28 protein-coding genes and 1 riboswitch are annotated in these 23,693 nt (G+C 64.1%); of the genes, 19 read left to right on the forward strand and 9 right to left on the reverse strand.

All coding sequences use genetic code 11. The features are described 5' to 3' along the window. The first annotated feature begins 12 nt into the window (after positions 1-12). The 18 genes from QZ378_RS01740 to QZ378_RS01825 all read left to right on the forward strand — a co-directional run bounded on the left by QZ378_RS01740 (position 13) and on the right by QZ378_RS01825 (position 15,559). The gene (locus tag QZ378_RS01740; protein WP_291257102.1) at positions 13-1,386 is read left to right on the forward strand and encodes a hypothetical protein; all 1,374 of its coding nucleotides are present in this window, start codon (positions 13-15) and stop codon (positions 1,384-1,386) included. A gap of 568 nt (positions 1,387-1,954) precedes the next feature. Continuing rightward, the gene (locus QZ378_RS01745) at positions 1,955-2,494 is read left to right on the forward strand and encodes a sigma-70 family RNA polymerase sigma factor (RefSeq protein WP_191378665.1); all 540 of its coding nucleotides are present in this window, start codon (positions 1,955-1,957) and stop codon (positions 2,492-2,494) included. Next, positions 2,484-3,233: a hypothetical protein gene (locus tag QZ378_RS01750; protein WP_191378664.1), complete on the forward strand. Its 750-nt coding sequence runs from the start codon at positions 2,484-2,486 to the stop codon at positions 3,231-3,233. The genes QZ378_RS01745 and QZ378_RS01750 overlap by 11 nt, the downstream gene beginning before the upstream one ends. Beyond that, positions 3,220-4,071: an ABC transporter ATP-binding protein gene (locus QZ378_RS01755; protein ID WP_291257103.1), complete on the forward strand. Its 852-nt coding sequence runs from the start codon at positions 3,220-3,222 to the stop codon at positions 4,069-4,071. Before QZ378_RS01750 ends, QZ378_RS01755 begins: the two co-directional genes overlap by 14 nt. Continuing rightward, a complete protein-coding gene (locus QZ378_RS01760) occupies positions 4,068-5,216 on the forward strand; it encodes a hypothetical protein (protein ID WP_291257104.1) in 1,149 nt (382 codons plus the stop codon). The genes QZ378_RS01755 and QZ378_RS01760 overlap by 4 nt, the downstream gene beginning before the upstream one ends. Then, positions 5,217-6,410: a hypothetical protein gene (locus QZ378_RS01765; RefSeq protein ID WP_291257105.1), complete on the forward strand. Its 1,194-nt coding sequence runs from the start codon at positions 5,217-5,219 to the stop codon at positions 6,408-6,410. It begins immediately after the preceding gene. Positions 6,411-6,594: 184 nt separating this feature from the next. Next, the gene (locus QZ378_RS01770; protein WP_291257106.1) at positions 6,595-7,575 is read left to right on the forward strand and encodes a lipoate--protein ligase; all 981 of its coding nucleotides are present in this window, start codon (positions 6,595-6,597) and stop codon (positions 7,573-7,575) included. Positions 7,576-7,628: 53 nt separating this feature from the next. After that, positions 7,629-7,729, forward strand: a riboswitch (TPP riboswitch). 97 nt (positions 7,730-7,826) lie between these two features. After that, positions 7,827-8,636: a bifunctional hydroxymethylpyrimidine kinase/phosphomethylpyrimidine kinase gene (thiD, locus tag QZ378_RS01775; protein ID WP_291257107.1), complete on the forward strand. Its 810-nt coding sequence runs from the start codon at positions 7,827-7,829 to the stop codon at positions 8,634-8,636. A 23-nt stretch (positions 8,637-8,659) separates the two neighbouring features. After that, positions 8,660-9,175: an energy coupling factor transporter S component ThiW gene (thiW, locus tag QZ378_RS01780; protein ID WP_207728518.1), complete on the forward strand. Its 516-nt coding sequence runs from the start codon at positions 8,660-8,662 to the stop codon at positions 9,173-9,175. A 34-nt stretch (positions 9,176-9,209) separates the two neighbouring features. Then, positions 9,210-9,506 (forward strand): thiamine-binding protein, encoded by a 297-nt coding sequence (locus QZ378_RS01785; RefSeq protein WP_191378658.1) that lies wholly within the window; start codon positions 9,210-9,212, stop codon positions 9,504-9,506. A gap of 17 nt (positions 9,507-9,523) precedes the next feature. Further along, positions 9,524-10,054: an energy coupling factor transporter S component ThiW gene (gene thiW, locus QZ378_RS01790; protein ID WP_191378657.1), complete on the forward strand. Its 531-nt coding sequence runs from the start codon at positions 9,524-9,526 to the stop codon at positions 10,052-10,054. Between the two features lie 9 nt (positions 10,055-10,063). Further along, entirely contained in the window at positions 10,064-10,900 is an 837-nt protein-coding gene (gene thiM, locus QZ378_RS01795; RefSeq protein ID WP_291257108.1) for a hydroxyethylthiazole kinase, read from the forward strand. Then, positions 10,881-11,537 (forward strand): thiamine phosphate synthase, encoded by a 657-nt coding sequence (gene thiE / locus QZ378_RS01800; protein WP_291257109.1) that lies wholly within the window; start codon positions 10,881-10,883, stop codon positions 11,535-11,537. Before thiM ends, thiE begins: the two co-directional genes overlap by 20 nt. Continuing rightward, positions 11,530-12,168, forward strand: coding sequence for an HAD family phosphatase (locus QZ378_RS01805; RefSeq protein WP_291257110.1), 639 nt, complete (start codon positions 11,530-11,532; stop codon positions 12,166-12,168). Before thiE ends, QZ378_RS01805 begins: the two co-directional genes overlap by 8 nt. Next, complete coding sequence (tenA, locus tag QZ378_RS01810) at positions 12,165-12,824, forward strand: thiaminase II (protein ID WP_291257111.1); 660 nt, start codon at positions 12,165-12,167, stop codon at positions 12,822-12,824. Before QZ378_RS01805 ends, tenA begins: the two co-directional genes overlap by 4 nt. Positions 12,825-12,832: 8 nt before the next feature. Beyond that, on the forward strand, positions 12,833-13,588 hold the full coding sequence (locus tag QZ378_RS01815) for an ABC transporter ATP-binding protein (protein WP_291257126.1): 756 nt from the start codon (positions 12,833-12,835) through the stop codon (positions 13,586-13,588). Continuing rightward, the gene (locus tag QZ378_RS01820) at positions 13,585-14,340 is read left to right on the forward strand and encodes an ABC transporter permease (RefSeq protein WP_291257112.1); all 756 of its coding nucleotides are present in this window, start codon (positions 13,585-13,587) and stop codon (positions 14,338-14,340) included. The genes QZ378_RS01815 and QZ378_RS01820 overlap by 4 nt, the downstream gene beginning before the upstream one ends. A 187-nt stretch (positions 14,341-14,527) precedes the next feature. Continuing rightward, positions 14,528-15,559 (forward strand): ABC transporter substrate-binding protein, encoded by a 1,032-nt coding sequence (locus tag QZ378_RS01825; RefSeq protein ID WP_366935112.1) that lies wholly within the window; start codon positions 14,528-14,530, stop codon positions 15,557-15,559. 123 nt (positions 15,560-15,682) lie between these two features. On the opposite strand, the gene QZ378_RS01830 is transcribed toward QZ378_RS01825, so the two are convergent. From QZ378_RS01830 to QZ378_RS01870, 9 genes are all read right to left on the reverse strand, one after another. Beyond that, entirely contained in the window at positions 15,683-15,898 is a 216-nt protein-coding gene (locus tag QZ378_RS01830; protein WP_191378651.1) for a hypothetical protein, read from the reverse strand. 22 nt (positions 15,899-15,920) lie between these two features. Then, positions 15,921-16,442 (reverse strand): nucleoside recognition domain-containing protein, encoded by a 522-nt coding sequence (locus tag QZ378_RS01835; RefSeq protein ID WP_191378650.1) that lies wholly within the window; start codon positions 16,440-16,442, stop codon positions 15,921-15,923. Then, complete coding sequence (locus QZ378_RS01840) at positions 16,439-17,095, reverse strand: nucleoside recognition domain-containing protein (protein WP_009260853.1); 657 nt, start codon at positions 17,093-17,095, stop codon at positions 16,439-16,441. Before QZ378_RS01840 ends, QZ378_RS01835 begins: the two co-directional genes overlap by 4 nt. Before the next feature lie 28 nt (positions 17,096-17,123). Further along, entirely contained in the window at positions 17,124-18,305 is a 1,182-nt protein-coding gene (locus QZ378_RS01845) for a M20/M25/M40 family metallo-hydrolase (RefSeq protein ID WP_291257114.1), read from the reverse strand. Positions 18,306-18,338: 33 nt separating this feature from the next. Continuing rightward, a complete protein-coding gene (locus tag QZ378_RS01850) occupies positions 18,339-19,415 on the reverse strand; it encodes a hypothetical protein (RefSeq protein WP_291257115.1) in 1,077 nt (358 codons plus the stop codon). Between the two features lie 365 nt (positions 19,416-19,780). After that, the gene (locus QZ378_RS01855) at positions 19,781-20,719 is read right to left on the reverse strand and encodes a LysR family transcriptional regulator (RefSeq protein ID WP_291257116.1); all 939 of its coding nucleotides are present in this window, start codon (positions 20,717-20,719) and stop codon (positions 19,781-19,783) included. Between the two features lie 48 nt (positions 20,720-20,767). Next, positions 20,768-21,430: a hypothetical protein gene (locus QZ378_RS01860; protein WP_291257117.1), complete on the reverse strand. Its 663-nt coding sequence runs from the start codon at positions 21,428-21,430 to the stop codon at positions 20,768-20,770. Next, a complete protein-coding gene (locus tag QZ378_RS01865) occupies positions 21,427-22,215 on the reverse strand; it encodes a GNAT family N-acetyltransferase (RefSeq protein WP_291257118.1) in 789 nt (262 codons plus the stop codon). The genes QZ378_RS01860 and QZ378_RS01865 overlap by 4 nt, the downstream gene beginning before the upstream one ends. Before the next feature lie 85 nt (positions 22,216-22,300). Then, positions 22,301-23,017, reverse strand: a complete 717-nt coding sequence (locus QZ378_RS01870; protein WP_291257119.1) for a PAS domain-containing protein — start codon at positions 23,015-23,017, stop codon at positions 22,301-22,303. Positions 23,018-23,280: 263 nt separating this feature from the next. Between QZ378_RS01870 and QZ378_RS01875 the strand changes: the two genes are divergently transcribed. Then, on the forward strand, positions 23,281-23,658 hold the full coding sequence (locus tag QZ378_RS01875; protein WP_291257120.1) for a RidA family protein: 378 nt from the start codon (positions 23,281-23,283) through the stop codon (positions 23,656-23,658). Positions 23,659-23,693: the final 35 nt, after the last annotated feature.

Below are 23,693 nucleotides of genomic sequence, written 5' to 3' on the forward strand. Positions count from 1 at the left end.
AGGTGAGAGCAGATGATTACTGTTATCGTCCCTGTCCTCGTCCTGATCGTTCTGATCATGGTGAAAAAAATCCCCTTTGTCGGGGGAAAGGTCACCTATGCGCTGATTATTGCCGGCCTGCTGGCCCTGCTTATGGGCGGCGTGTTCAACCCCCTGCAATGGGTCCTGGCCTGGATTGACGGTATCGACAAGCTGGCCTGGATCATGGCCCTGAACATCTTTGGAAGCATCTACGCCGCCTCCCAGACTGAAATGAAGACCCTGGATCTGGTGCTGAACGTGGCCCGGGTCTCACTGGGCCGCTCTCCCAAGGGCCTCATCGTGGCCATCATCCTGGTGCTGGGCCTGGCCGGCTCCCTGCTGGGCGACTCTGTGGCCAGCGCCACCGTGGTTGGCATTCTGGTCATCGGTATTCTCAGCGATATGCAGATCTCCGCGGCGGGGATCGGCTGCATCATCATGATGGGCGCCTCTCTGGGCTCCATCATGCCCCCCATCACCCAGGCGGTGTTCCTGGCCTCCTCCCTGGCCCAGGTGGACACCACCCCCGTGGTCAATATCTCCTACATCACCGTGGGCATCGGCTTTGTGATTTGTACCATCTATGCGGTTTTCGCCTTTGTGAAGATCAAGGCCCTGCCCGAGCATTTGATTCCCAGCAAGACCGCCGGCCAGATTATGCACGGCAACTGGCATCTGATGCTCCCCCTGGCCGTGCTGATCCTGCTGGTGATTCTCCAGACGGCGGCCGGCATCAATCTGGTACAGATGGCCACCGGGCCCCTGATGGGCTGGCTCAGCAACATCACCATCCTCAAGGGTCTGAGCAACAACATCGTCACCTTCCTGATCACCGCCACCCTGGTCTCCCTCTTCTTCAAGCCGGTGCGCAAGAACCTGCCCAAGGTGGTCAAAAACGGCGTGGTGGGCGCACTGCCCGCCGTCAAGGTGGAACTGGGCGCCGCCCTGCTCCTGGGCGCCTTCTATGCCGCCGGCCAGATTGAGGCCGTGCAGGCCTTCGCCGCCTCCATGGAGGCCGGCGCCCTGAAGGTCAGCGGCGGCTTGGGCATCCTGCTGATCTCCGCCCTCACCGGCTCCCAGTCCACCGGCCAGAACACCATCTTCTCCTTCCTGGCCCCCGCCCTGGCCTCTGTGGGCGTGGATCCCGTCCATGCGGCCGTGGCCTCCGCCCATATCGCCTCCGGCGGCCAGGCCTTCCCGCCCGTCAGCGCCCCCGCCCTGGCCATCTCCGCCGTGGTGGAGAGCATCCTGGTGCAGAAGCTGGGCAAGGACGCCGGTAAGGTGGACCCCATCCGGGTGATGGTACTCACATTGCCCATGTCCATTTACTTCGTCATTGTTGGTTTCTTGTTCCTGTTCATCTGAATGCTTGGCCGCTCTGCGTATTCTGTAGCCGCTCCCCGTTCCATATCCTGACTGCAGCCAGCAGGCCGGTCACAGCCTCTCTTCCAGAAGCCGGCGGAAATCGAATGATTTCCGCCGGCTCTGCCTGTAAAGAAAGGCTTTTCGCCAAGCTGATGAACTTTTTAAAATTTCGGAAAAGTTTCAAAAAGTTGTTTGAGCCAACACAAAAGGGATCCCTGACGGTTCATCTCCGCGCCAAGAGCCGCCCTTCTGGATCGCCCTGTGCCCGCGCTGGCGGCCCGTCTTTTCCGGTGCTAGGGCACCCGTGGGCAGCGGCTCTGGCTTTGCGGGGGCGAATGCTGCCCCGCAGACCAAACCGGCGGAAATTCAATGATTTTTGCCGGTCTGACTGTTTTGGGATAGCCGCGGGGCAGATTTGGGGCTGCAAAGTGCTCACAGAAGGGAGGGGAGCAGCGGAAGGGGACATACGCTCCTTGCTGCGGCTTTCCCTACAGAGGGGCAATTTTTCTCTTTTCCGGAAACGATGGCACGCTCATACGCGAATATATTTTTGAAGGGCGGTGAGGCAGTGGAGCAGGAGCAAAAGTGGATCCGGGCAATCCAGCGCCACGGTTCCCGGGAGGCGGCAGAACATCTGATCGGCGTCTATTACGACGAAATCTACCGCTTCGTCTACCGCCAGACCGGCAGCAGAGAGGATGCCCTGGATCTGACACAGTCCATCTTTATCGCCGCTCTGCGCTCACTGCCCGGCTATCGGGCAGTGAAGGCGTCCTTCCGCACCTGGCTGTACCGCATCGCCGCCAACAAAGTCATCGATGCCCGCCGCCGTGCCCGGCCGGTCCCGGTACCATGGGAGGAGGCGGAACTGCCGGCGGAGGAGGACTTTTCCGTCCGGATTCTTGACCGTGTACTGCTGGAGCGGATCGAGGCCTGGGTCTCCGGCCTGGAGCCCCGGGAGCAGGCGGTCTTCCGCCTGCGGATCTACGGGGAAAAGACCTTTCCGGAAATCGCCGCCTCACTGAGGGAATCTGAGGCGGCAGTCAAATCCCGCTATTACCGCCTGATAGGACGGCTGAGAAAGGAGTTTGGTTCGGATGAAATCTGACGACATCCCCATGCCCACCCAGCAGGAGAAACTGCGGGCCATCTCTCAGATCCTGGACGCGGGGCTGCTCCGGCCGGTCAGCCTCCGGCGGGAGCTGTGGGACATCCTGCGCGTCGCGGGCGTCCACACTCTGTTCTGCGGGGTGGGGGATTGTCTGGCGCTGGCGGTCCTGGTCTGGGTCCTGGGCCTGTTCCCGGCCTCGTTTCTGGCCAGCTACACTGGCGGGCTGGCCCAGGTTCTGCTCCTGATGTCGCCCCTGCTCTACGCCGCACTGTCCCTGCTGACCACCTGGAAGGATGTGCAGACCGGCATTCGGGAGTGGACCTGGACCTTCCGAATCTCGTCCCGGATGGTGAACGCCCTGCGGATGCTGTGCTTCGGGGCCGCCTCCGTGCTGGTGTGCGTGCCTGCCAATCTCCTGGTGTGGATCATGTCCGGCCGCCTGTATTCCCTGAGCTGGATGCTGTCCCTGTCCCTGTCCGGCCTGTTCCTGTACGGCGCACTCTCCCTGTTCTGCCTGCGGCTGCGGGGGGCGGCGGGGACGCTGGCCGCGCCGGCCGTCTGGCTGGCGGCCGGAATGGTCCCCATTCTGTGGCCGACAGCGGCGGAGTGGCTGAATACCGTGCCGACGGTGGTTTTCTGCCTGCTCTGCGGGGCGGCCCTGGCCCTGTACCTGGCGGAGCTGCGCTGTTTCTGCCGGCGCTGTGTGGAAGGAGGCTTTTCCTATGCTGTCCGTTGAACATGTGACCAAAAACTATGGGAGTTTCACCGCCCTGGAGGACATCTCCCTGACCTTCACACCGGGGGTCTACGGCCTGCTGGCCCCAAACGGAGCGGGCAAGACTACCCTCATCAAGATGCTCACCACCCTGCTGTTCCCCACCAAAGGACAGATTTTATGGGAGGGAGAGGACATCCAGGCCCTGGGGGCAGAGTACCGGGGCCTGCTGGGCTACCTGCCCCAGCAGTTCGGGTACTATCCCAACCACACCCCCCGGCAGTTCCTGCGCTATGCCGCCGCCCTCCAGTGCATCCCCCGGCGGGAGGCGGACGGCCGCATTGACGGACTGCTGGAGCTGGTGGGTCTGTCCGACGCGGCGGACAAAAAGATGAAAAAGTTCTCCGGCGGCATGCTCCAGCGGGTGGGCATCGCCGTGGCCATGCTGAACGATCCCAGGCTGCTGATCCTGGACGAGCCCACCGCCGGGCTGGATCCCCGGGAGCGGGTGCGGTTCCGCAACCTGATCCACGCCCTGTCCGGGGAGCGCATTGTCATCCTCTCCACCCACATCGTCTCGGACATCGAGACCATCGCCGGGCAGATCGTCATGTTCAAGGGCCACCGGCTCTACTGCTGCGACAGCCCCACCCACATCCGGGAGCAGTTCCGGGGCAGGGTCTTTGAGTTCCCCGCCGGGACGGCGCTGGAGCCCGGGCAGTTCCTCCTCAGCGAGGGGCAGGGGGCGGACGGGCCGGTGCTGCGGGTGCTTGCCGATACCCCGCCCGCCGGGGGAACGCCGGTGGAACCGGGGCTGGAGGACGCCTTCCTGGCCATCTACCGGGAGGGGCAGATATGAGGCGGCTGCTGGCCTACGAGTGGGGCAAGCTCTTCCACCTGCCCGCCCTGTGGGTATTCCTGGGCTTGTGCCTGGCCTTCAACGGCCTGCTGCTGGGCTCCGTCACGCCGGGGGATCAGGCCTTTTTCCACCAGACCTCCCAGGCGGCGGAGACGCTGGGCGTCCGGGTGGGCGCGGACTTCGTGGCCGGGCTGTCCCAGCTGCCGCAGACGGAGGAACGGGACTTGCTCCTCCAGGCGGTCGCCGGCCTGGAGAACACCTTCAAGGCCTACGACACCGACGAGTTGGCGAACTTCTATCAGAGCGTGATCGAGGGGGATCTCCTGGCCCAGCGGTGGCTGGCCTGGAAGTACGATCTGCTCCAGGGCCGGGTGGAGCACCTGGCGGACACTGGCGCGGCCCTGGATCTCTACGCCGGCCCTGCCACTCACGGCAGCCACCAGTTCCTGTTCAACACCCTCATCCGGGCGGTGGTCACCGAGGGCATCCTGGCCGGGGTATTATCGGCCATCTGCCTGACAGGGTGCGAGGGGGTGTGGCGCACCGGGGGGCAGCTGTGCGCCACCCGCACCGGGCGGAGGCTGTGGCGCGTCAAGCTGCTGGCCGCCCTGGGGGTGGATCTGCTCCTGTATGCACTGCTGGTCCTGGCCACCCTGGGGGCCTATTTTCTGCTGCTGGACTACGGAGGGCTGTGGGCATCCAGCGTGTCCAGCCAGTTCAACTATTACAGCGAGATGTTCTATATCCGGCCCTACCTCACCTGGGGGGACTTCACCGTGGGGCAGTACCTGGCCGCCACGCTGGCGGGGGGCGGAGCCCTGACGGCGGTATTCACCCTGCTGGCCGGGGCGCTGGGCCTGCTGACCGGCCACGCCTACGCCGCCGCCATCGGAGTGGTTCTGTTCTGCACCCTGTCGGTGGGGGCGGCGTCCGGCCTGGCGACAGCGGGGTGGTGGACAGCCTATCTGCTGGCCAACTTCCTTCCTGTGAACCTGTGGCTCTCCCTGAGCGCCTGGTTCACCGAGATGGGGCTGTACGGCGCCGTCCCCTGGCAGGAGACGGCGGGCCTGGCCGTCAGCCTGGCCCTGACGGGCGGGGCGGCCCTGTGGGCCCTGGGGCGGTTTCACAGAAAGGATGTGGCGTAAATGGCCCTGCTGGGCTGGGAACTGAGAAAAATCTGGCGGCCCGCCCTGCTGGCCGCCATCGCCCTCATCGGGCTGGTGTTCTGGCAGATCCGCACCGAATTTTACATCGAGCACCTGGGCAGCAGCTGGGAGGACGAGATCGGGCTGGCCAACCGCTGGCTGGAGGAGTACGGCACCACCATAGAGCCGGCCGAGCGCTCGGAGTTGGACGGCCAGCTGGCGGAGGCCAAGGCGGCCTTTTCCGCCCAGGTGGCCCAGCTGGACGGCGCGGCGGAGGCCGGCGTCCGCGACTGGCCCTCCTGGCTGGCCTGGGAAGATCAGTATAACGAGGATGCCCGGGCGGAGAGAGAGCGGAACCGCGACCTCTATTGGGCAGTTCATTCCAACACAAACTGCGGGGAGATTGAGGCCCTGGAGACCTTTTTGGAGCGGTATGACCGGCTGGCCGCCGGGGACGCGAGCGCCCTGGGCCATGTGGCCGACTGGCCCGACTGGGTGGCGGAATGGGAGACCCGGCGCCTTGAGGAGGCAGCGGCACGACCGGAGGCCTTCGGCTTCCTGCCTGGGGGCGTGACGTCCGACACCAACGACTTCTTCCACTACTTCGCCATCTGGTGCTCTTTCAGCGCGGCGCTCCTCCTGGCCCCCACCCTGGTGCGGGACCGGCTCTACCGCACCAGGGCCATGCTGTGGGCCTCCCGCAGGGGGCGGGGGGTGCTGGGCGCGCAGATGGGGGCGGCTCTGCTCTCCGGATTGCTGCTCACCCTGGTCAACTTCGCCGTCTACCTGGGGCCTTTCCTGTCCACCGATGCCCTGACCTTCTGGAGCTGCCCCATGACCTCGGTGTGGCAGCTCGCTTTCCCCTGGTTCGACTGGACCTATGGCCAGTACGTGCTCTCCCTGTGCGCGCTGACGGTGGTGTTGGCCCTGGCCACCTCCGGCTTCACCGTGGTCCTCTCCTGGTTCAGCGGCGCCTATGTGGCCATGCTGCTCAAGCTCCTGCCCCTGGTGTTCGTGCTGGAGTGGGGGCTGGTGCCCTGGGTCATGGAAGGGGCGGGCACCTTCTGGGGGGATCCCGCCCGGCTGCTGGGCCTGCCCGGCGGGGAGTGGGTGGTCGCCGCCCTGTGCGCCGCCCTGGCCCTGCTGCTGTGCGGCCTGGTGTGCCGGCGGCAGAGGCGGCGCGACCTGCTGTAGTGCAGGTGGTCCCGGCGGATGCCCATTCTCTGTTGACAGGCTGCTTCTTCCGATTTACTATTATTATGGAAGCAGCCGGAAGGCGGCCCGGGGTGGAACGTCTCCGAAGAAGATGGGCTCCGCCGGATATGTATAGGCCGGAAGGGCCGTCCGTCGAAAATCCCGGGCGAGAGGAGAGAAGCGCGTGTTCTATCTGGAATCCCCGTCCAGGGATCCCTACTTTAACCTGGCCCTGGAGGAGTATGTCTTTGAGCGGATGGACAAAAGCAAGTCCTACTTCATGCTCTGGCAGAACGACAACACCATCGTGGTGGGCAAATATCAGAACACTGCCGAGGAGATCGACCAGGCCTATGTGGACGCCCACGGCATTCGGGTGGCCCGGCGGCTGTCCGGCGGCGGGGCGGTGTACCACGACAAGGGCAATCTGAATTTCACCTTCATCGTGGACCGGGCCGACGCCCCCGGCCTCAATTTCAAAATCTTTGTGGAGCCGGTGATCCAGGCCCTGGCCCGCTTCGGCGTCCACGCGGCGTTCACCGGCCGCAACGACCTGACCATCGACGGGCTGAAGTTCTCCGGCAACGCCCAGTATGCCCGCCGGGGGCGGCTGCTCCACCACGGGTGCATCATGCTGGACTCCAACCTGACCAGCGTGGCCGACGCCCTGCGGGTGAAGGAGGCCAAGTTCGCCTCCAAGGCGGTGAAGTCGGTGCGCAGCCGGGTGACCACCATCAACGCCCACGCCCCTGCGCCCATCTCCATGGAGGACTTCAAGGGGGCCCTGAAGGAGTGCGCCATGGCCAGCGGGGCGCTGGAGCCCTACACTCTAACGGAGGAAGATCTGGCCGCCGTCCGGAAGCTGCGGGACGAGAAGTACGCCACCTGGGCGTGGAACTACGGCTGTTCCCCCGCCTACGACATGCGGCGGGAGATGAAGTTCCCGGCAGGGCTGGTCACCGCCCACCTGAGCGCGGAGGGCGGGAAAATCAAGGCCGTCCGTTTCTATGGGGACTTCTTCGGCGGTGAGCTGGGCGAGCTGGAGGGGGCCATGGCTGGCCTGCCCCTGGACGAGCACCTGACAGATGCTTTGGAGGCCCTCCGTGTGGGGGACTACATGAGCGGCATCACGGCGGAGGAGCTGAGCCGCCTGCTGCGTGGATAAAAAAGGCTTTTCTTTTCCGCGCTTTTGTGCTATACTCAGGAAAACTGAATCAGAATCGTTCGCAGGGGAGCTCTGAAAAGGGCTGAGAGGGGCGTATGCCCGACCCGACCTGATGTGGATAATGCCAACGTAGGGACGCGGCGAGTGGGAAGCAGCCAGGGCCAGGTGCTCATGGCGTCTGTTTCTGGTACTCGGAACGCTCTGCGGGGCGTTCCGAGTTTTTTTGTCTGCAAAAAAGAGGAGGCATGTGTATGAAAAAGGTGCTGACCATCGCGGGGAGCGACTCCAGCGGCGGCGCGGGGATCCAGGCGGATCTGAAAACCATGACCTGCCTGGGGGTGTACGGCATGAGCGCTATCACCGCCCTCACCGCCCAGAACACCACCGGGGTGTCCGGCGTGCTGGAGGCCACCCCGGAGTTTGTGGCACAGCAGCTGGACTGCGTGTTCCGGGACATCCGGCCCGACGCGGTGAAGATCGGCATGGTGTCCAGCGCGGACATCATCCGGGCCATTGGGGCCAAGCTGCGGGAGTACCGGGCGGAGCACATCGTGGTGGATCCGGTGATGGTGGCCACCAGCGGTTCCAGCCTGATGCAGGACAGCGCCCTCACCGCCCTGATGGAGGAGCTGTTCCCCCTGGCGGAGGTGATCACCCCCAACATCCCCGAGGCGGAGCGGCTGTGCGGCTTCGCCATTGAGGACGAGGACGCCATGCTCCGGGCGGCGGAGGCCATCGGCAGCGCCCTGCCCGGCGGGGTGCTGGTGAAGGGGGGCCACCGGTCGGAGGACGCCGACGACCTGCTGTGGCGGCGGGGGGAGGCCCACTGGTTCCGGGCCGGCCGGGTGGACAACCCCAATAACCACGGCTCCGGCTGCACCCTGTCCTCCGCCATCGCCTCCTTCCTGGCCCTGGGCTGCGATCTGCCCCGGGCGGTGGGGAAGGCCAAGGCCTACATCACCGCCTGCATGGAGGCCGGGCTGGACCTGGGCTCCGGCAGCGGCCCGCTGAAGCACAACTACGCCGTCCCGGAGGGCGGCTCCATCGGACTGGATTTGTAAGCAAGCAAAGGAGTGTATCAAACATGATGAGATCCGACAGTTCCGTCAAGAAGCTGGCCGTGGCCGCCATCCTGGTGGCGGTGGCCGTGGTGGGGAGCATGTTCTCCTTCCCGGTGCTGGCCTCCCGCTGCTCCCCGGTGCAGCACATGGTCAACATCCTCTGCGCGGTGTTCCTGGGGCCCTGGTACGGCTTTGCCGCCGCCTTTCTGGCCAGCCTGCTCCGCAACCTGCTGGGCCTGGGCACCCTGCTGGCCTTCCCCGGCAGCATGGTGGGGGCCCTGCTGTGCGGCCTGATGTACCATAAGACCCGCAGCCTGCTGGCCACCTGCGGGGCGGAGGTCTTCGGCACCGGCGTGCTGGGCGGCCTGGCGGCCTGGCCGGTGGCGGTGTTCCTGCTGGGCAAGACGGCGGCGGTGTACGCCTATATCGGCCCCTTCCTGGTGTCCACCGCGGGCGGGGCCATCATCGCCGGCGCGGTGCTCTTCGCCCTGAAGCGCTCCGGCGGCCTCAACGCCATGCAGGCGGTCATGGAGCACTGAGCCGACAGAATCCGGAAAAGAGGAGGATACAGACATGAACGCAAGCATTGCCATTCAGGTGCTGCCCAAGGTGATGGAGCAGGAGGACACCCGCCGCATCGTGGACGAGGTGATCTCCTACCTGGCCTCCACCGGCCTGCACTACGTGGTGGGGCCCTTTGAGACCACCCTGGAGGGGGATCTGGATCAGCTGCTGGACATCGTGAAGGAGTGCTGCCGCATCTGCGTGTCCCACGGGGAGCCCAGCATGCTGGCCTATGTGAAGATCAGCTACAAGCCCGGCGGGGTGTGGACGATCGACGACAAGACCGGCAAATACCAAAATCCGTGAAAAAGAAGGAATCCCCCATGAAAACAGCCAATGCCAAAACCTTGCGCGCCCAGGGGCTTTCGGTGCGCAAGCTGGTGCTTACCGCCATGCTGGGCGCCCTGGGCTTCGTCCTGTCCACCTTTGTCTACTTTCCATCCATGGCCCCCTTCCAGCACTTCTGCAACGTGCTGGGGGCGGTGTTCCTGGGGCCCTGGTACAACTTCGCCGCCGCCCTGCTCACCGGGCTGCTGCGGATGCTCACCGGCCGCACCATCCAGGCGGTGGTGGGGGCGGTGTTCGGCGCCTTCCTGTCCGGCCTGCTCTACCAGCTGACGAAGAAGCTGTGGGGCGCCCTGCTGGGAGAGACCATCGGCACCGGCTTTGTCAGCGCCATGGTGGCCTACCCCCTGATGAAGTTCTTCTACGCCCTGGACGCCCAGTCCCCCTTCTACTACATCCCCTTCTACCTGCCCGCCTCGGTGGTGGGCGGCCTGATGGGCTGCGCCGTGCTCCTGCTGCTCAAGCGGGCCAGGGTGCTGGATCGGATGCTGGAAGAGCTCAACCGGTGAGGGGCGGATATGGAACAGCTTGACTTTGCCGCCCGGCTGCGCTCGGTGCGGGAGCGCGCCCCCCTGGTGCAGTGCATCACCAACTTCGTCACCGTCAACGACTGCGCCAACATCATCCTGGCCGCCGGCGGCTCCCCCACCATGTCCCACGACGTGCGGGAGGTGGAGGAGGCGGTGGCCGGCGTCCAGGCCCTGGTGTGCAACCTGGGGGCCATTGGAGATCTGGAGGCCATGCTCCTGGCCGGAAAGCGGGCCAACGCCCTGGGCATCCCGGTGGTGCTGGATCCGGTGGCCGCCGGGGTCACCGCCCTGCGGCGGGAGGCGGTGGGCCGCCTGCTCTCAGAGGTGCGCTTTGCCGTCATCCGGGGCAACGCCTCGGAGATCCGGGCCCTGGCCCTGGGCCAGGGGGGCGGCAGCGGGGTGGACGTGGCCGCCGGGGACGCGGTCACCGAGGGCACCCTCCCCGCCGCGGCGGAGCTGACCCGCTCCCTGGCCCGCCGCACCGGCGCGGTCATCGCCCTGTCCGGGGCGGTGGACGTGCTCTCCGACGGGGAGACGGTGATCTTCCTCCGCAACGGCGTGGCCACCATGGCCCGCATCACGGGCAGCGGCTGTATGCTCACCGCCCTCACCGGGGCCTTCTGCGGCGCGTCGCCGGAGAACCCCTTTGAGGCCGCTGCCGCCGCCATGGCCGCCCTGGGGGTGGCCGGGGAGGCGGCCGAGGAACGCCGCCTGCAAAACGGCACGGGCAATGCCACCTTCCGCAATGATCTGATCGACGCCGTGTTCAACCTCACGGAAACCCAACTGACACAAGGAGTACGCTATGAAATTTACCAGGGATGAAATCAGAGCCTCCATGCTGCTCTACGCCGTCACCGACCGGGCCTGGCTGGGGGAACGCACCCTCCCCGAGGTGGTGGAGGAGGTGCTGGCCAACGGTGCCACCTTCCTCCAGGTGCGGGAGAAGGGGATGGAGCACGACGCCTTTCTGGCGGAGGCCAAAATCCTGAAGGAGCAGGCGGCCCGGTACCGCGTGCCCTTCGTGGTCAACGACTCGGTGGAGGTGGCCCTGGCGTGTGACGCCGACGGGGTTCACGTGGGCCAGTCGGACATCCAGGGCCGGGACATCCGGGCCCTGATCGGGCCGGACAGGATCCTGGGCATCTCCGCCAACACCGTGGACACCGCCGTTGCCGCCCAAAAAGCGGGGGCGGACTACATCGGCGTGGGGGCGGTGTTCGGCACCACCACCAAGAAGGACGCCAAGAACCTGACCGTGGAACAGCTCCGGGCCATCTGTAACGCGGTGGACATCCCGGTGGTTGCCATCGGCGGCATCAGCGCGGACAATATCCTGGCGCTCCGGGGCAGCGGCGTGGACGGGGTGGCGGTGGTGTCCGCCATCTTCGCCCAGCCCCACCCGGGCGCGGCCGCCAAGCGCCTGCGGGCCCTGGCGGAGGAGCTGACGGCCCATGGATAAGCGGTTCTGCATCTTTGACATGGACGGCACCCTGGTGGACTCCATGCACTACTGGAAGGGGCTGGGGAGGGACTATCTGGAGTCCCTGGGCATCCACCCCGACGAGAGGCTGCTGTGGATGGTGAAGGCCATGACCATGCTGGAGGGGGCGGCCTATTTCATGGACACCTTCCACATACCCGGCCCGCCCCAGCGCATCGTGGACGAGATGGAGGCCATGATGGAGGAGCACTACCGCCGGGACGTGCCCCTCAAACCGGGGGTGAAGGAATATCTGGAGCGTCTGCGGGCGCGGGGCTGCCGCCTGTGCGTGGCCACCGCCACCGCCGAGCCCCTGTCCCACCAGTGCCTCTCCCGCCTGGGGGTGGATCACCTCTTCGACTTCATCCTCAGCTGCGAGACCCTGGGGATGAGCAAGAACCGGCCGGACGTGTTCCTGGAGGCGGCCCGCCGCCTGGGGGCCGCCCCGGGGGAGACCGCCGTCTTTGAGGACGCCCTCTACGCCGCCCGCACCGCCAGGGAGGCGGGCTTCTACACCGTGGCCGTCCCCGAGCCGTCCTATGCCGGGGACTGGCCGGAGCTGTCCGCCCTGGCGGACGAGTGCATCCTGGATTGGAGGAATGCGGTATGACCGTGACGCAACGCCTTTATGAGGCCGCCCGCCCGGTGTGGGAGGCCTGCCACAGCCACCCCTTTGTCAGGGGTATCGGGGACGGCACCCTGGAGCTGGAGAAGTTCCGCCACTTCCTGCTCCAGGACTACCTGTACCTCTTTGACTATGCCCGGGTGTTCGCCTACGGGGTGGTGAAGGCCCGGGATCCGGATTTGATGCGTACATTCGCCGCCAATGTGGACGCCATCCTGGGGGGCGAGATGAAGGTGCACCGGGCCTACATGGCCCGGCTGGGCATCACGGAGGAGCAGGTGTTCGCCGTGCGCCCCGCCCTGTCCAACCTGTCCTACACCCACTACATGCTGGCGGCGGCCGCCGCCGGGGGGCCGGCGGAGATCGTGGCGGCCATCCTGGCCTGCTCCTGGAGCTACGCCGAGATTGGCGCCCGGCTGGCCGCCATCCCCGGGGCGGCGGAGCACCCCTTCTACGGCGAGTGGGTGCAGAGCTACGCCGGAGAGGATTACCAGCAGACCAACGACGCCCTGGTGGCGCTGATGGACGATCTGGCGGAGGGGTGCACCGAGGCGGAGTACCGGCGGCTGGAGGAGATCTTCGTCACCTGCAGCCGGTACGAGCTGGGCTTCTGGGACATGTCCTGGAATCTGGAGCGGTAGCCATGTCCATCCTGGAATTTGACAAGGTGTCCTACCAGTACCCCTCCGAGGACTTTGACATCATCGACGCTCTCTCCTTCCGGGTGGAGCCGGGCTCCTTCCACTGCATCCTGGGGGTGAGCGGCTGCGGCAAGAGCACCATTTTCCGCCTGATCAACGGCCTGCTCGACCCCAAGGCCGGGGAGATCAAGGTGGGCGGCGCGCCCATCGCCGGGCGCAAGCGGTACTGCGGCTATATGCCCCAGAAGGATCTGCTCTTTCCCTGGCGCACTGTGGGGGAGAACGTGGCCCTCCCCCTGGAGGTGGCTGGCGGCCTGAGCCGCGCCCAGCGGCAGGCGCGGGCGGAGGCCGCCCTGGCGGAGGTGGGGCTGGCCGGGTGTGCCGGGAAGATGCCCGGCGAGCTCTCCGGCGGCATGCGACAGCGGGCGGCCTTTGCCCGCACCATGCTCACCGGCAGTGACCTGCTCCTGCTGGACGAGCCCTTCTCCGCCCTGGACTTCCTCACCCGCATCTCCATGCAGGAGTGGCTGCTGGAGCAGTGGCAGAGGCACCAGAAGACCATCCTGTTTATCACCCACGATGTGGAGGAGGCCATTTTCCTCTCCTCCAGCGTGCTGGTGGTGGAGTCCACCCCCATCCGCACCCTGACGGAGATCCCCATACCCGCCCCCTTCCCCCGGGAGCGCGCCTGCCTGGCCCGGCCGGAGCTGGTGGAGCTGAAGGAGCGGCTGATTACGCTGCTGAGAAAGCAGGTGAGCCCGTGAAAAAAGCCTGCAGGGCCAATCTGCCCGCCCTGATCTTCCTCTTTGCCCTGCTCCTGCTGTGGCAGGCCGGGGCTGCGGAGATGGACGCGGCCTATATCCTGCCCACGCCGGTGCAGATTTTACAGCGGCTGTGGGAGCTGCGGGAGCCCCTGTTCCTGGTCCACCTCCCCGCCACCATGACCGTCACCGGCATCGGCCTGGCCATCTCCCTGGTGCTGGGCCTGGCCCTGGCGGTGGCCATGGACGCCAGCGAGCTGGTGCGGCGGATGCTCTACCCCCTTGTGGTGGTGTCCCAGACCATCCCCACCACCGCCATCGCCCCCCTCTTTGTGCTGTGGTTCGGCTACGGCATCTGGAGCAAGGTGCTGGTGACGGTGCTCATCACCTTCTTCCCCATCACCATCACCGTCTACGACGGCCTGCGCGCCGCCAAGGTGGAGATGATCGAGCTGCTCCGGACCTACGGGGCCTCCCAATGGGAGATTTTCAAAAAGATCAAAATCCCCTGCGCCCTGCCCTACTTCTTCTCCGCCGTCAAGATGGCGGTGCCCATGAGCGTCATCGGCGCGGCCATCGGCGAGTGGCTGGGGGCCAAGAGCGGCCTGGGCTACTTCTCCCGCCGCATGATGACCCAGCTGGACGGGGCCGGGGTGTTCGCCCCCATCGTCCTCCTGGCCGCCGCCGCCATGCTGGCGGTGGGTATCGTGGCCCTGCTGGAGCGAAAAGTGGTTCGCTGGCGCGGCGAATCCTGAGTCAAACAAGTGGCGAAGCCACTTGTTTGATAAAGACGCAGCCCCCTGCGCGCGCCCTTTGGGCACACTTGTGGGCTGAGAAGTGTTTTCTCCCAGGCGCATGTCCTGGGAGAAAGCAAGATTTCATTTTATTTTGCCGGCTGCGGCCGGCAAAACTCTGCGAGGCAAACTGCTTGGAAAGGAATGAATGACCATGAAACGGAAACTTGCCCTTGCCCTGGGCGCCCTGCTCCTGCTCACCGGCTGCGCCTCCGCCCCGGCTTCGGAGAGCCCCGCCGCCGGCCAGACCGGCGGCACAGACGGGGAGCTGCGGGAGCTGAACGTGGTGCTGGACTGGTACCCCAACGCCCTCCACGCCTTCCTCTATGACGCCATCGAGAAGGGCTACTACGAGGAGGAGGGCCTGAAGGTCAACATCCAGTTCCCCTCCAACACCAACGACGCCATCTCCCTGGTGGCCGCCGGCCAGGCGGAGATCGGCCTGTACTACCAGCAGGACGTGATCATCGCCCGGGCCAACCAGGATGTGCCGGTGAAGTCCATCGGCGCGGTGGTGCAGGCCCCGCTGAACATCGTCCTCTCCCTGGCGGAGAAGGACATCCACTCCCCGGAGGATCTGGTGGGCAAGACCATCGGCTACGCGGGCACCGAGCTGTCCGAGGCCCTCATCCGCTCCATCATGGCCTATGTGGGGGCGGACTCCAGCGACGTGGAGATGATCGACGTGGGCTTTGACCTGATGAGCTCCATGACCACCGGCAACGTGGACGCCACCATCGGCTGCCTGGTGAACCACGAGGTGCCCCAGATGGAGGAGGAGGGCTTCGCCGTCAACTACTTCGAGCTGGACGACTACGGCGTGCCCACCTACTACGAGGGGGTGTTCCTGGCCAGCGACGAGATGATCCAGAACGAGCCGGAGGTGCTGCAGGCCTTCCTGCGGGCCTCCGCCAAGGGCTTCGCGGACGTGAAGAACGACCCGGCGGGAGGACTCCAGACCCTGCTGGACAACCAGAACGAGGAGAATTTCCCCCTGTCCGAGACGGTGGAGCAGAAGAGCCTGGAGACTCTGCTCCCCCTGATGGAGACCGACGAGGCCCCCTTCCTCTCCCAGAGCGCGGCGTGCTGGCAGGAGAACGTGGACTGGCTGCTGGAGCAGGGGCTCATTGACGAGGCCCCGGCCCTGGATGACCTCTATGTGGAGCTGACCGAAAACTGACCACATCTGCTGAAAAAAGGCTCAGGCCCGGACAAACGTCCGGGCCTGAGCCTTTTTTATCACTGTATCACTGTGGAAATGGCGGCATCCGAATCGCAGGCCGACCATCCGGCTGAGCCGGGCTCACTGGCGGGTCGGCACTCCGCACGCCGACGCCTGTTCCTGGTCATCCGCTCGCTTGACCACGCGGATGCCGACAATCAGCGCGACGGCAGAGACGATGGCGCAGGCAAGTACAAAATTGTCCTGCAGGGTGAACAAAAAGTGGTCGATGAGCATGACGGTCACGATCAGGACACAGCCAAAGCCCTGAAGCTGCCGCCCCCGCTGTCTGGACATGCTGATTCTCTCCTCTCCAAACTTACTGAATGCCCATGATCGCCAGGATGACGCGCATGATCACCAGGCTGATGGCCGCGTCCAGCAGGCAGACCACGATGAGCAGGGGGTGCCACTTCTTGTTGGAGCCGGTGACCAGCACGATACGGGCATAGTGGCCGATCAGGGTGCCCATCAGGATACAGGCGGGCAGCATCATGGAAGCCTGGCCCAGGGTGAGGGTGCCAGCCTGGTACATGGAGGCGGCGGTGGCGCAGCCGGAGGCCTTGGCGAAGAAGGCGGAGATCAGCACGGCGAAGGCCTCGCCGGGCAGGCCGAATAGGTTCATGACGGGGGACATGACCACGCCCAGCAGGTCCATCAGGCCGGTCTCCTGGAGGATATACACCAGCACATAGCCCAGGATCATGGCGGGGGTGATGTTCTCAATGCCCACCTTGAAGCCTCTGGCGCAGCCCTTCAGGAAGGTATCGACGACAGAGGGTTTTTTCTCTTTTGCCGGGGCGGCCGGCTGGACGGCCGCAGTTTTCGTCTCGTTGCTCATGCTGTCTTTCCCTCCTTGCTGCGTTTCTTGCCGGACAGGCGCAGAATGATGCGCACGATGTTGGCGCCGATGATCTTGCAGAAGACCATGATCAGGATGCAAGGGCCCAGAGCCACCGGGCTGATGGCCACCAGGGGCGCGCCGCCAGTAATGGTGTTGTTGATGCAGGCCGAGCCGGCGTACTGATAGGCCACGAAGATGGTGCGCTCGTCATCGGTGATGGAGCCCTCCTCATAGAGGTCGCGGGTCATAACCGCGGCCACGTCGGAGCCGGTAAAGCTGGAGATGAAAGCGATGCCGCACTTGCCGGGGATGCCCAGCAGGGGGCGCAGCAGGGGACGGAACAGGATCTCCGAGGCTTTGTAGGCGCCCAGCTGCTCAAACACGGCCAGCAGGCCGCAGAAGAACATGACGGCGGGGATCAGGTTGAAGCCGGCCATAAAGCCGTCCTTGGCGCCGGTGCCGCCTGAGCCGATCAGGTTGGCGCCCGTGTCTCCGATGGTGCCGAAAGCACCCGACAGGTTGGTGAAGTCCAGCACCTTGATAGGGCCGTCCATGGTGCGGAAGGCGCCGGAGAGGATCAGGATCAGCACGATGAGCGCAATCCATGCGCCTACGCCGACCTTCTCACTCTTTGCTTTTTTCTCTTCCATGGTGATGTTTCCTCCTTCTTTCGCGGTTTTATTGCTCCGTGAAGTCGTCCTCCAGAGAGCCGGCCGCACAGGCGGCCAGAATGCAGCGCTCGAAGAGCGATTTCACCTCAGCATACTCGGTGGGGGTGTGGTTTCCCTCGCCCCGCACGCCCATGGCGCACACGGTGGGGATGCCGCAGGCCACGGTGATGCCCGAGTCGGACAGGCCGCCCACCTGGAAGCAGCCGGGCTCGTCCATGCCGCACCTGACGGCGGTGCGCTGGATGTGGCGGAACAGGGCCATGACGCCGTCGGTGGTGTCCATGCACTCCATCAGGCGGCTGGTGTCCAGCTCTGCCCAGGTGTCGGGGACGGTGCTGTGGGACGCGGCCTGCTCCAGGGCATCAAGGATCTCATTCTTGATCTCGGTGGAGGGGAAGCGGACACCGATATTGAGGGTACACAAATCCGGGATGGTGTTCTCCCCGATGCCGCCGGTGATCTTGCCGCAGTTGATGAGCTTGCCCCGGGGGATGTCGTTGCAGGCCTCCAGCGCCACGATCTTGTGGGCGGCCTCCAGCACGGCGGAGCGGCCCTTTTCCGGGGCGTTGCCGGAGTGAGCGGACACGCCGTGGACCGTCAGGGATACCGGGCCGCCGCCCTTGCGCCCCACCACGAAGCGGTTGTCCATGAAGCCGGTCTCAAAGTTGAAGGCGGCCGCGGCGCCCTTGACCTCCTCCATCATCACCTGCTTGGCGTTAGAGAGCATGTGCAGATTCTCCTCGTCACCGGCAAAGACGCACTTGATGGGCCGGCCGGCAAAACCAGCGGCGGCCAGGGCCTTGAGGGCGAAGACGGCGATGACAAGGCCGGCCTTCATGTCCAGCACACCGGGACCGTGGGCGAAGCCGTTTTCATCAATGCGGAAGGGGTTGGCCGCGACGGCCCCCTCCTTGAACACGGTGTCCACATGGCCGATGAACAGCAGGGGGGCCTTGGGGCTGTCGCTGTTCCACTCAGCCACCAGCACGCCGCCGGCGTTCTCCACAGGGAGCACCTGGATCTTGGCGCCAACGCTCTCCAGTTCGCGCTGGAGAATCGCGTCCATAGCGGCCACACCCTCCAGCTGGCGGGAGCCGCTCTCGGTGTTGACCATCTCCTCCCAGAGGGCCAGCATGTCGTCGTGGTGTTCGTCCACATACCGGCGGATCTTTTCAAACAATTCCTCCATACGAATTCCTCCTTTGGTTTCGTTCTCTATCAGCTACAGCATGCGGACGACCACGCCGGCGATGAGCACCGAGGCGATGGTTACCGTCACAAAGCCCGCTGTCAGCATCTTGGGTAACAGGTAGTTGAGAATGGCGGCCTTTTCTGTCTCAGTTCGGCCGAAGGCCTCGGCCACCTCCTGGGGAATCAGCATGGTGGTGGGGAAGCCGAAGGTGCAGCTGATGCCGAAGGAGACGGCCAGGCCGAAGGGGAAGTTCATCACTTTGGCGCAGATGAAGCCCAGGAGCACCGTGCCGGCCACGCCGCAGGCCGCGGAGAGCAGCAGGGCGGGCAGGACCGACAGCACCTGCTGCGGGGTCGTGGTGGCCAGATTGGAGAAGATCAGGATGGTAACGAAGAAGGTGATCAGACCGCCGGACTGGGTCTTGGACATGATGCCCTTCTCCAGGAAGCCCAGGGCGAAGAACACCGCGCCCATCACCAGGCAGAGGACGAAGTAGTGGATCACCCCGCCGGTGAGCTCAGAGAGGAAGTGGGCCGCCACCGCCACCAGGCCCAGCTTGGCCAGATAGACAGAGGGGCGTGCGAAGGAAGCGGGCAGTTGGAGCAGGCCCCGGCGGGAGCCGGCGACGGTCTCCTGCTGCTGGCTGTACTCGGCCACCAGCGCCGGGTTGTCCCGGAACTGGACGGCGGTGCGCCGCAGCAGCAGAGATGCAATGGGTACACCGATGAATTTCTGCACCACATACATCACAATGCACAGGGTGCTGGCGGTCACCAGGCCCATCTCATCCAGGGCGGTGGTCATGATCAGGGTGGCCGCGCTGCCTCCGGCGAAGATGGGGGCCACGGACAGGGCCATCTCCTTTCCAATGAGGGGATAGCCGATCAGGATGATTGCCAGAGTGGCTCCGACGACGCAGACCAGGGCAGTGACGACCACTTTCCACTGCCGCCGCAGCTCGGGAAAGTCGATGGTGGTACCCAGGGAGACAATGAGGATTCCCGCGATGACATTGCCGAAGCCGGTGACCTGGGCATCCTCGATCACCGAGCGGGGCAGAATGCCGCTCCAGAAGCCGGCCAGGAGCAGGATTGCAATGCCCAGCACAGTGGAAAAGACTGCCTTTGACTTCTGGGCAATAAGCTCACCCGCCGCATAGACGCAGAATAGAACAGTCAGAGCGATAATCGGTTCCAAGGCCCTCATCCTTTCGCGATTTTCTTGTCACGGAAAGCATAGCATGTCAATTTCGGCCATGTCCAAGTCCTAATAGTTATAACGTAGCTATAACCGGAGCGCTTTGTAAAAAAGGCGATAGAAGAGCCTAAATTTTATGCAGTTCAGACAAAAAGAACGGCACTGTAACCAAATACAGTGCCGTTCTTTTTGTAGGTTTTTCAAACTGTTTTCGACATTTTGAACATATATTCCCATTCGGTTATAACTTGGCCATAAAAAATATGAATAACAGGTTATAGCGGATGCGGCTCTGGATCCGCCGCCCCGGGGGAGGGGAACAGCCCCTTCAGCAGGCCCACGAACTCCTCCGCCTCAGGGGTGAGCAGCTCACGCTTGCGCTGGACCCAGCCGATGCTGATCTCCACCCCGGAGTTGCGCACCGGGATGGAGCGGATGCCGTACTCGGCGAAGTCGGGGGCGCTGAGGGCGGGGCCGAAGCGGATCACGTCGGTCTGGCGCAGCAGGGTGAGGATGGCGGCGCTGTCGCTGACGTGGACCACCCGGCGGATCTTGTACAGGTGGATGCCCCCCACCTCCAGGTAGTGGGTCAGGTTGGAGAAGTAGTCGTCGGGGAGGCGGACAAAGGAGCAGTCCAGCAGATCCTCCATGGTCACCTCGCTCCGGCCGTACAGGGGGCTGTGGGGGCCCACGTTCAGGTACCAGGTGTCCATGCCCAGCAGGTGGAACTCCAGATCCTTGTAGGCGACGGTGTGCTTGAACTCCTTGAGCTGGGCGTTGTTGACCATGACGAAGCCGATCTCCGCATGGCCGCCCTCCACGCTCTCCAGCACCGCCTGGAGCCGCTGCTCCACCAGCTTGATCTCAATATTGTCCTGCCGGTGTGCATTGTGGAACTCCGCCGCCAGCCTGCCCATGGTGATGATGGGATAGGCGGCAACAGAGAGAATCCGGGGCCGCTCCTTCTGGGACAGGCCCTGAATCAGCTCCATCTGGTTGAGGATGGTGCGGGCATACTGATAGAGCTTCTTACCTCCGTCGGTGAGGGCCACGCCCTTGTTGGTGCGGTTGAATACCCGCACCTTCAACTCATTCTCCAGGTTGGAGATGGCCTTGCTCAAATTGGGCTGCGTAATAAACAGCTTCTCCGCCGCCTTGTTGATGCTGCCCTGCTCCGCCACGGTCACAAAGTAGATCAGCTGCTGCAGCTGCATAGGATCCCTCCTTTCTGAGTCCAACATATATCAAAGGAAGGGAGGCGCTCAGGAGGTCTTCCGGCCAAGCCGGCACAGGCTGCGCAGCGTCTCCAGAATGCTCTCCTGGCGCAGTTCTGACGCATGGAAATGCAGCAGTTTAAAATTCAGATTGAACAGGGAGCCCAGCCCCACCGCCGAGATGACGGTGCCAATGCCCACCTGTCCGCCCAGGAGCCAGCCTGCCACAATCACGGCAATCTCCACCGTGGCACGGCAGATCCCCACCGACCGTCCGGTCTTGCGGGCCAGCGCCACCATCAGGGAATCTCTGGGGCCGGAGCCCAGGGCAGTCCGCATATAGAGCCAGGTACCGATGACCAGGATCTCCAGCCCAGCCACCAGCATGAGCAGGCCGCCCCACAGTGTCTCCATCCGGGGAATCCAGTCCAGGGCCAGCAGGCCGTCAATAAAGAGTGCGCAGAGAATGATGTTCAGGACTGTACCCAGCCCGATGGGTTCCCCGCACAGCAGGGACACCGCCACTACCACGGCCCCCACAATCATAGATGCGGTGCCATAGGTGATGCCGAGGGTGTTGGACATGCCCTCCTGAAGGACGCTCCATGGTTCCAGGCCGATGTTGGCCTGGAGCATCATCACGATCCCCACGGCGCTGACCACCATGCCCAAGACGATATCGGCAATGCGCCGCATATATCCGGCTGTCATGTGGGAAGCCCCTCCAGGCAGAGGCAGCCCCATCTCCCGCAGTCCACAAAGCCCAAGCTGCGGTAGAGGCGGGCTACCGCCTCATAGCCGGCGTTCATCCGGGGGACCTTCCCCTTTTCCAGAATCCGCCGGGTTACCGCGCTGGTGATGCGGCCGCCGTAACCCCGGCGGCGGAATTCGGGCACCACCGCCACAGAAGTAATCACACCGCACTCGTCATCCTCGGCGCCGATGCTGCCGGTACCCACCAGCTGCCCCTCCGCCTCCATAACAAAGAGCTCTGCCAGGCCCAGCTCCTGCTTACGGGCCATTTCCTCCGCCCAGGGGGCGAAGTCGGCATGGTGGGCCCGGAAATAGGGGTGTCCCCGCTGGAGCAGATCAAAGACCTCCTCCCGGGTGCCCGTGTGCACCGCCGGGTCGGCCGGCGGCATCTCCCCTTGGTACACCATGTAGACACTGCTGTCGATCTCGCCGCCAAGTATGGGCTGGAGGGCCTGGGCCGTGGCCAGATCTCCGTTGACCTCCAGCAGGCCGTCGATACTCCGGGCCAGGGCTGTCAGCCCATCCACTCCGGTCCCGGGGCGGGCGGACACCCAGAGCGCCCTGTCCTGCAGGGCGATGGCCGCCGCAGGGCTCCCCTCCTGCTCCTCCAGGTAGAAGCACACCCTTCCGTCATCCAGGCCGTAAACCCTCAGCAGAGCGAGAATCTCCGAGCCAAATACACGTTCGTACGCGCAGGCAGTCTGAAAATCCGCCGCTCTTTCCGGCGTCAGTTCCATCACCATGATGTCTCCTCCCAGCAATATTTTGTTTTGCTTGTTCCTTCTCCTATAAAAGCCGCCCTGCGGACCGCCGGCGCGGCTGCGTGCGCTATTCCGGGCGCACACGCTGTCCCGTCCGCTCACGCCGGATCTGGGACAGGTAGCGGTAGATGCTTGCCTGAGAGCACTGGAGCGCATCCGCCACCGGCTTGACCGCCCCCTTGAGCAGGAAAATTCCGTCAGCCTCCAGGCCTGCGATGATCTCCATCCGTTCCTCCGGCGTCAGGCGCAACGGAGAAAGGCCCAGCCGGTCCAGCGCCCGGTAGACGGCCTCCTCGGCCACTGACCCGCTGGAGCTGTGAAACCGCTCCGGCGGCGGGGCGGGAATGGCGGACAGCTCGTCAGCCCGGCCCGTGTCCACCTGGAAATTCGTATCCACAAATTTGTCAGGATGGCACAGACGCAGGATCTCCTCGCTCACCGCATGGTATCGGCTGTCGTCGAAATTGATGCACAGCATCCCAAGCAGTTTGCCGTTCTGTTTGATAAAAAAGGTGGAAGAGCGCAGCACCCGCCCATCCGCAGAGACGCCGCGGTAGTGAAGCAGGTAGTCCTGACTCTCATAGCTCTTGTCCCGTAGGATTTTCAGCGCCGTATTGGTCAGCGGCGCCCCCAGTTTCCGGCCGCTGACGTGGCTGTTGGCGATGGCCACAATGGATCGGTTCCGGTCCGTCAGGTCATGCAGGGCTACTTCATAGTCCGGGCCCAGTGTATGGCCGAGAAATTCGGTTAATTTTACATACTGCTGGAGCAACTGGCTGGCCATATTCAGTCCCCTCCCCTCATTTTTTGCAGCGTGAGAGTTTTCTCTTAAGCCTATTATAATAAGAGAATCAGGCTTTGTCAAAGAGTTTGAATAAATTCTTATAACTAAAATTTATTATTGCGCTATAACTCTTTTGTTGTTGCTATTTTACACAAAATATACATCGTAAAATATACTTTTCAACGAAATGAACAATTCCATCTTGACACACTATTCTCCTTGTAATAAAATCATTACAGTTGAAGGGAGGTGGAACCCAGACTATGAAGCAAGTTGTCAGCACAGACCGCGCGCCCGCCGCCATCGGGCCCTACGCGCAGGCCGTGACCCTCAATGGACTGATCATCACTTCCGGTCAGCTGCCCATTGACCCCGCCACCGGCGCGTTCCCCGAGGGGATTCAGGCCCAGACCAGACAGTCCCTCACCAATGTGAAGGCGATTCTGGAGGCCGCCGGAAGCGGCATGGACAAGGTGGTCAAGACCACGGTGTTCTTGAGCGACATGAACAACTTCGGCGCCATGAACGAGGTGTACGCCACGTTCTTTACCGAGGGGAGCTATCCCGCCCGGTCCGCCGTCGAGGTGGCCCGTCTGCCCAAGGATGCCTTGGTGGAAATCGAGGTCACCGCTGCACTGTAAAGAGGTTCCCACACAATTTTGTTCAGGAAGGTTAC

It is taken from the genome of Flavonifractor sp., from assembly GCF_019422385.1.
Lineage (GTDB): Bacteria > Bacillota > Clostridia > Oscillospirales > Oscillospiraceae > Flavonifractor > Flavonifractor avistercoris.

Bases quoted from the DNA above. Each gene is read 5' to 3' on its own strand.
- QZ378_RS01860 (WP_291257117.1), bottom strand. From the start codon at position 21,430: ATGACAGCCGGATATATGCGGCGCATTGCCGATATCGTCTTGGGCATG.
- thiW (WP_207728518.1), top strand. From the start codon at position 8,660: ATGATGAGATCCGACAGTTCCGTCAAGAAGCTGGCCGTGGCCGCCATC.
- thiM (WP_291257108.1), top strand. From the start codon at position 10,064: ATGGAACAGCTTGACTTTGCCGCCCGGCTGCGCTCGGTGCGGGAGCGC.
- QZ378_RS01825 (WP_366935112.1), top strand. From the start codon at position 14,528: ATGACCATGAAACGGAAACTTGCCCTTGCCCTGGGCGCCCTGCTCCTG.
- QZ378_RS01840 (WP_009260853.1), bottom strand. From the start codon at position 17,095: ATGGAAGAGAAAAAAGCAAAGAGTGAGAAGGTCGGCGTAGGCGCATGG.
- QZ378_RS01755 (WP_291257103.1), top strand. From the start codon at position 3,220: ATGCTGTCCGTTGAACATGTGACCAAAAACTATGGGAGTTTCACCGCC.
- QZ378_RS01830 (WP_191378651.1), bottom strand. From the start codon at position 15,898: ATGTCCAGACAGCGGGGGCGGCAGCTTCAGGGCTTTGGCTGTGTCCTG.
- QZ378_RS01785 (WP_191378658.1), top strand. From the start codon at position 9,210: ATGAACGCAAGCATTGCCATTCAGGTGCTGCCCAAGGTGATGGAGCAG.
- QZ378_RS01855 (WP_291257116.1), bottom strand. From the start codon at position 20,719: ATGCAGCTGCAGCAGCTGATCTACTTTGTGACCGTGGCGGAGCAGGGC.
- QZ378_RS01765 (WP_291257105.1), top strand. From the start codon at position 5,217: ATGGCCCTGCTGGGCTGGGAACTGAGAAAAATCTGGCGGCCCGCCCTG.
- QZ378_RS01740 (WP_291257102.1), top strand. From the start codon at position 13: ATGATTACTGTTATCGTCCCTGTCCTCGTCCTGATCGTTCTGATCATG.
- QZ378_RS01805 (WP_291257110.1), top strand. From the start codon at position 11,530: ATGGATAAGCGGTTCTGCATCTTTGACATGGACGGCACCCTGGTGGAC.
- QZ378_RS01750 (WP_191378664.1), top strand. From the start codon at position 2,484: ATGAAATCTGACGACATCCCCATGCCCACCCAGCAGGAGAAACTGCGG.
- QZ378_RS01845 (WP_291257114.1), bottom strand. From the start codon at position 18,305: ATGGAGGAATTGTTTGAAAAGATCCGCCGGTATGTGGACGAACACCAC.
- QZ378_RS01865 (WP_291257118.1), bottom strand. From the start codon at position 22,215: ATGGTGATGGAACTGACGCCGGAAAGAGCGGCGGATTTTCAGACTGCC.
- QZ378_RS01835 (WP_191378650.1), bottom strand. From the start codon at position 16,442: ATGAGCAACGAGACGAAAACTGCGGCCGTCCAGCCGGCCGCCCCGGCA.
- thiD (WP_291257107.1), top strand. From the start codon at position 7,827: ATGAAAAAGGTGCTGACCATCGCGGGGAGCGACTCCAGCGGCGGCGCG.
- QZ378_RS01870 (WP_291257119.1), bottom strand. From the start codon at position 23,017: ATGGCCAGCCAGTTGCTCCAGCAGTATGTAAAATTAACCGAATTTCTC.
- QZ378_RS01760 (WP_291257104.1), top strand. From the start codon at position 4,068: ATGAGGCGGCTGCTGGCCTACGAGTGGGGCAAGCTCTTCCACCTGCCC.
- tenA (WP_291257111.1), top strand. From the start codon at position 12,165: ATGACCGTGACGCAACGCCTTTATGAGGCCGCCCGCCCGGTGTGGGAG.
- thiE (WP_291257109.1), top strand. From the start codon at position 10,881: ATGAAATTTACCAGGGATGAAATCAGAGCCTCCATGCTGCTCTACGCC.
- QZ378_RS01875 (WP_291257120.1), top strand. From the start codon at position 23,281: ATGAAGCAAGTTGTCAGCACAGACCGCGCGCCCGCCGCCATCGGGCCC.
- thiW (WP_191378657.1), top strand. From the start codon at position 9,524: ATGAAAACAGCCAATGCCAAAACCTTGCGCGCCCAGGGGCTTTCGGTG.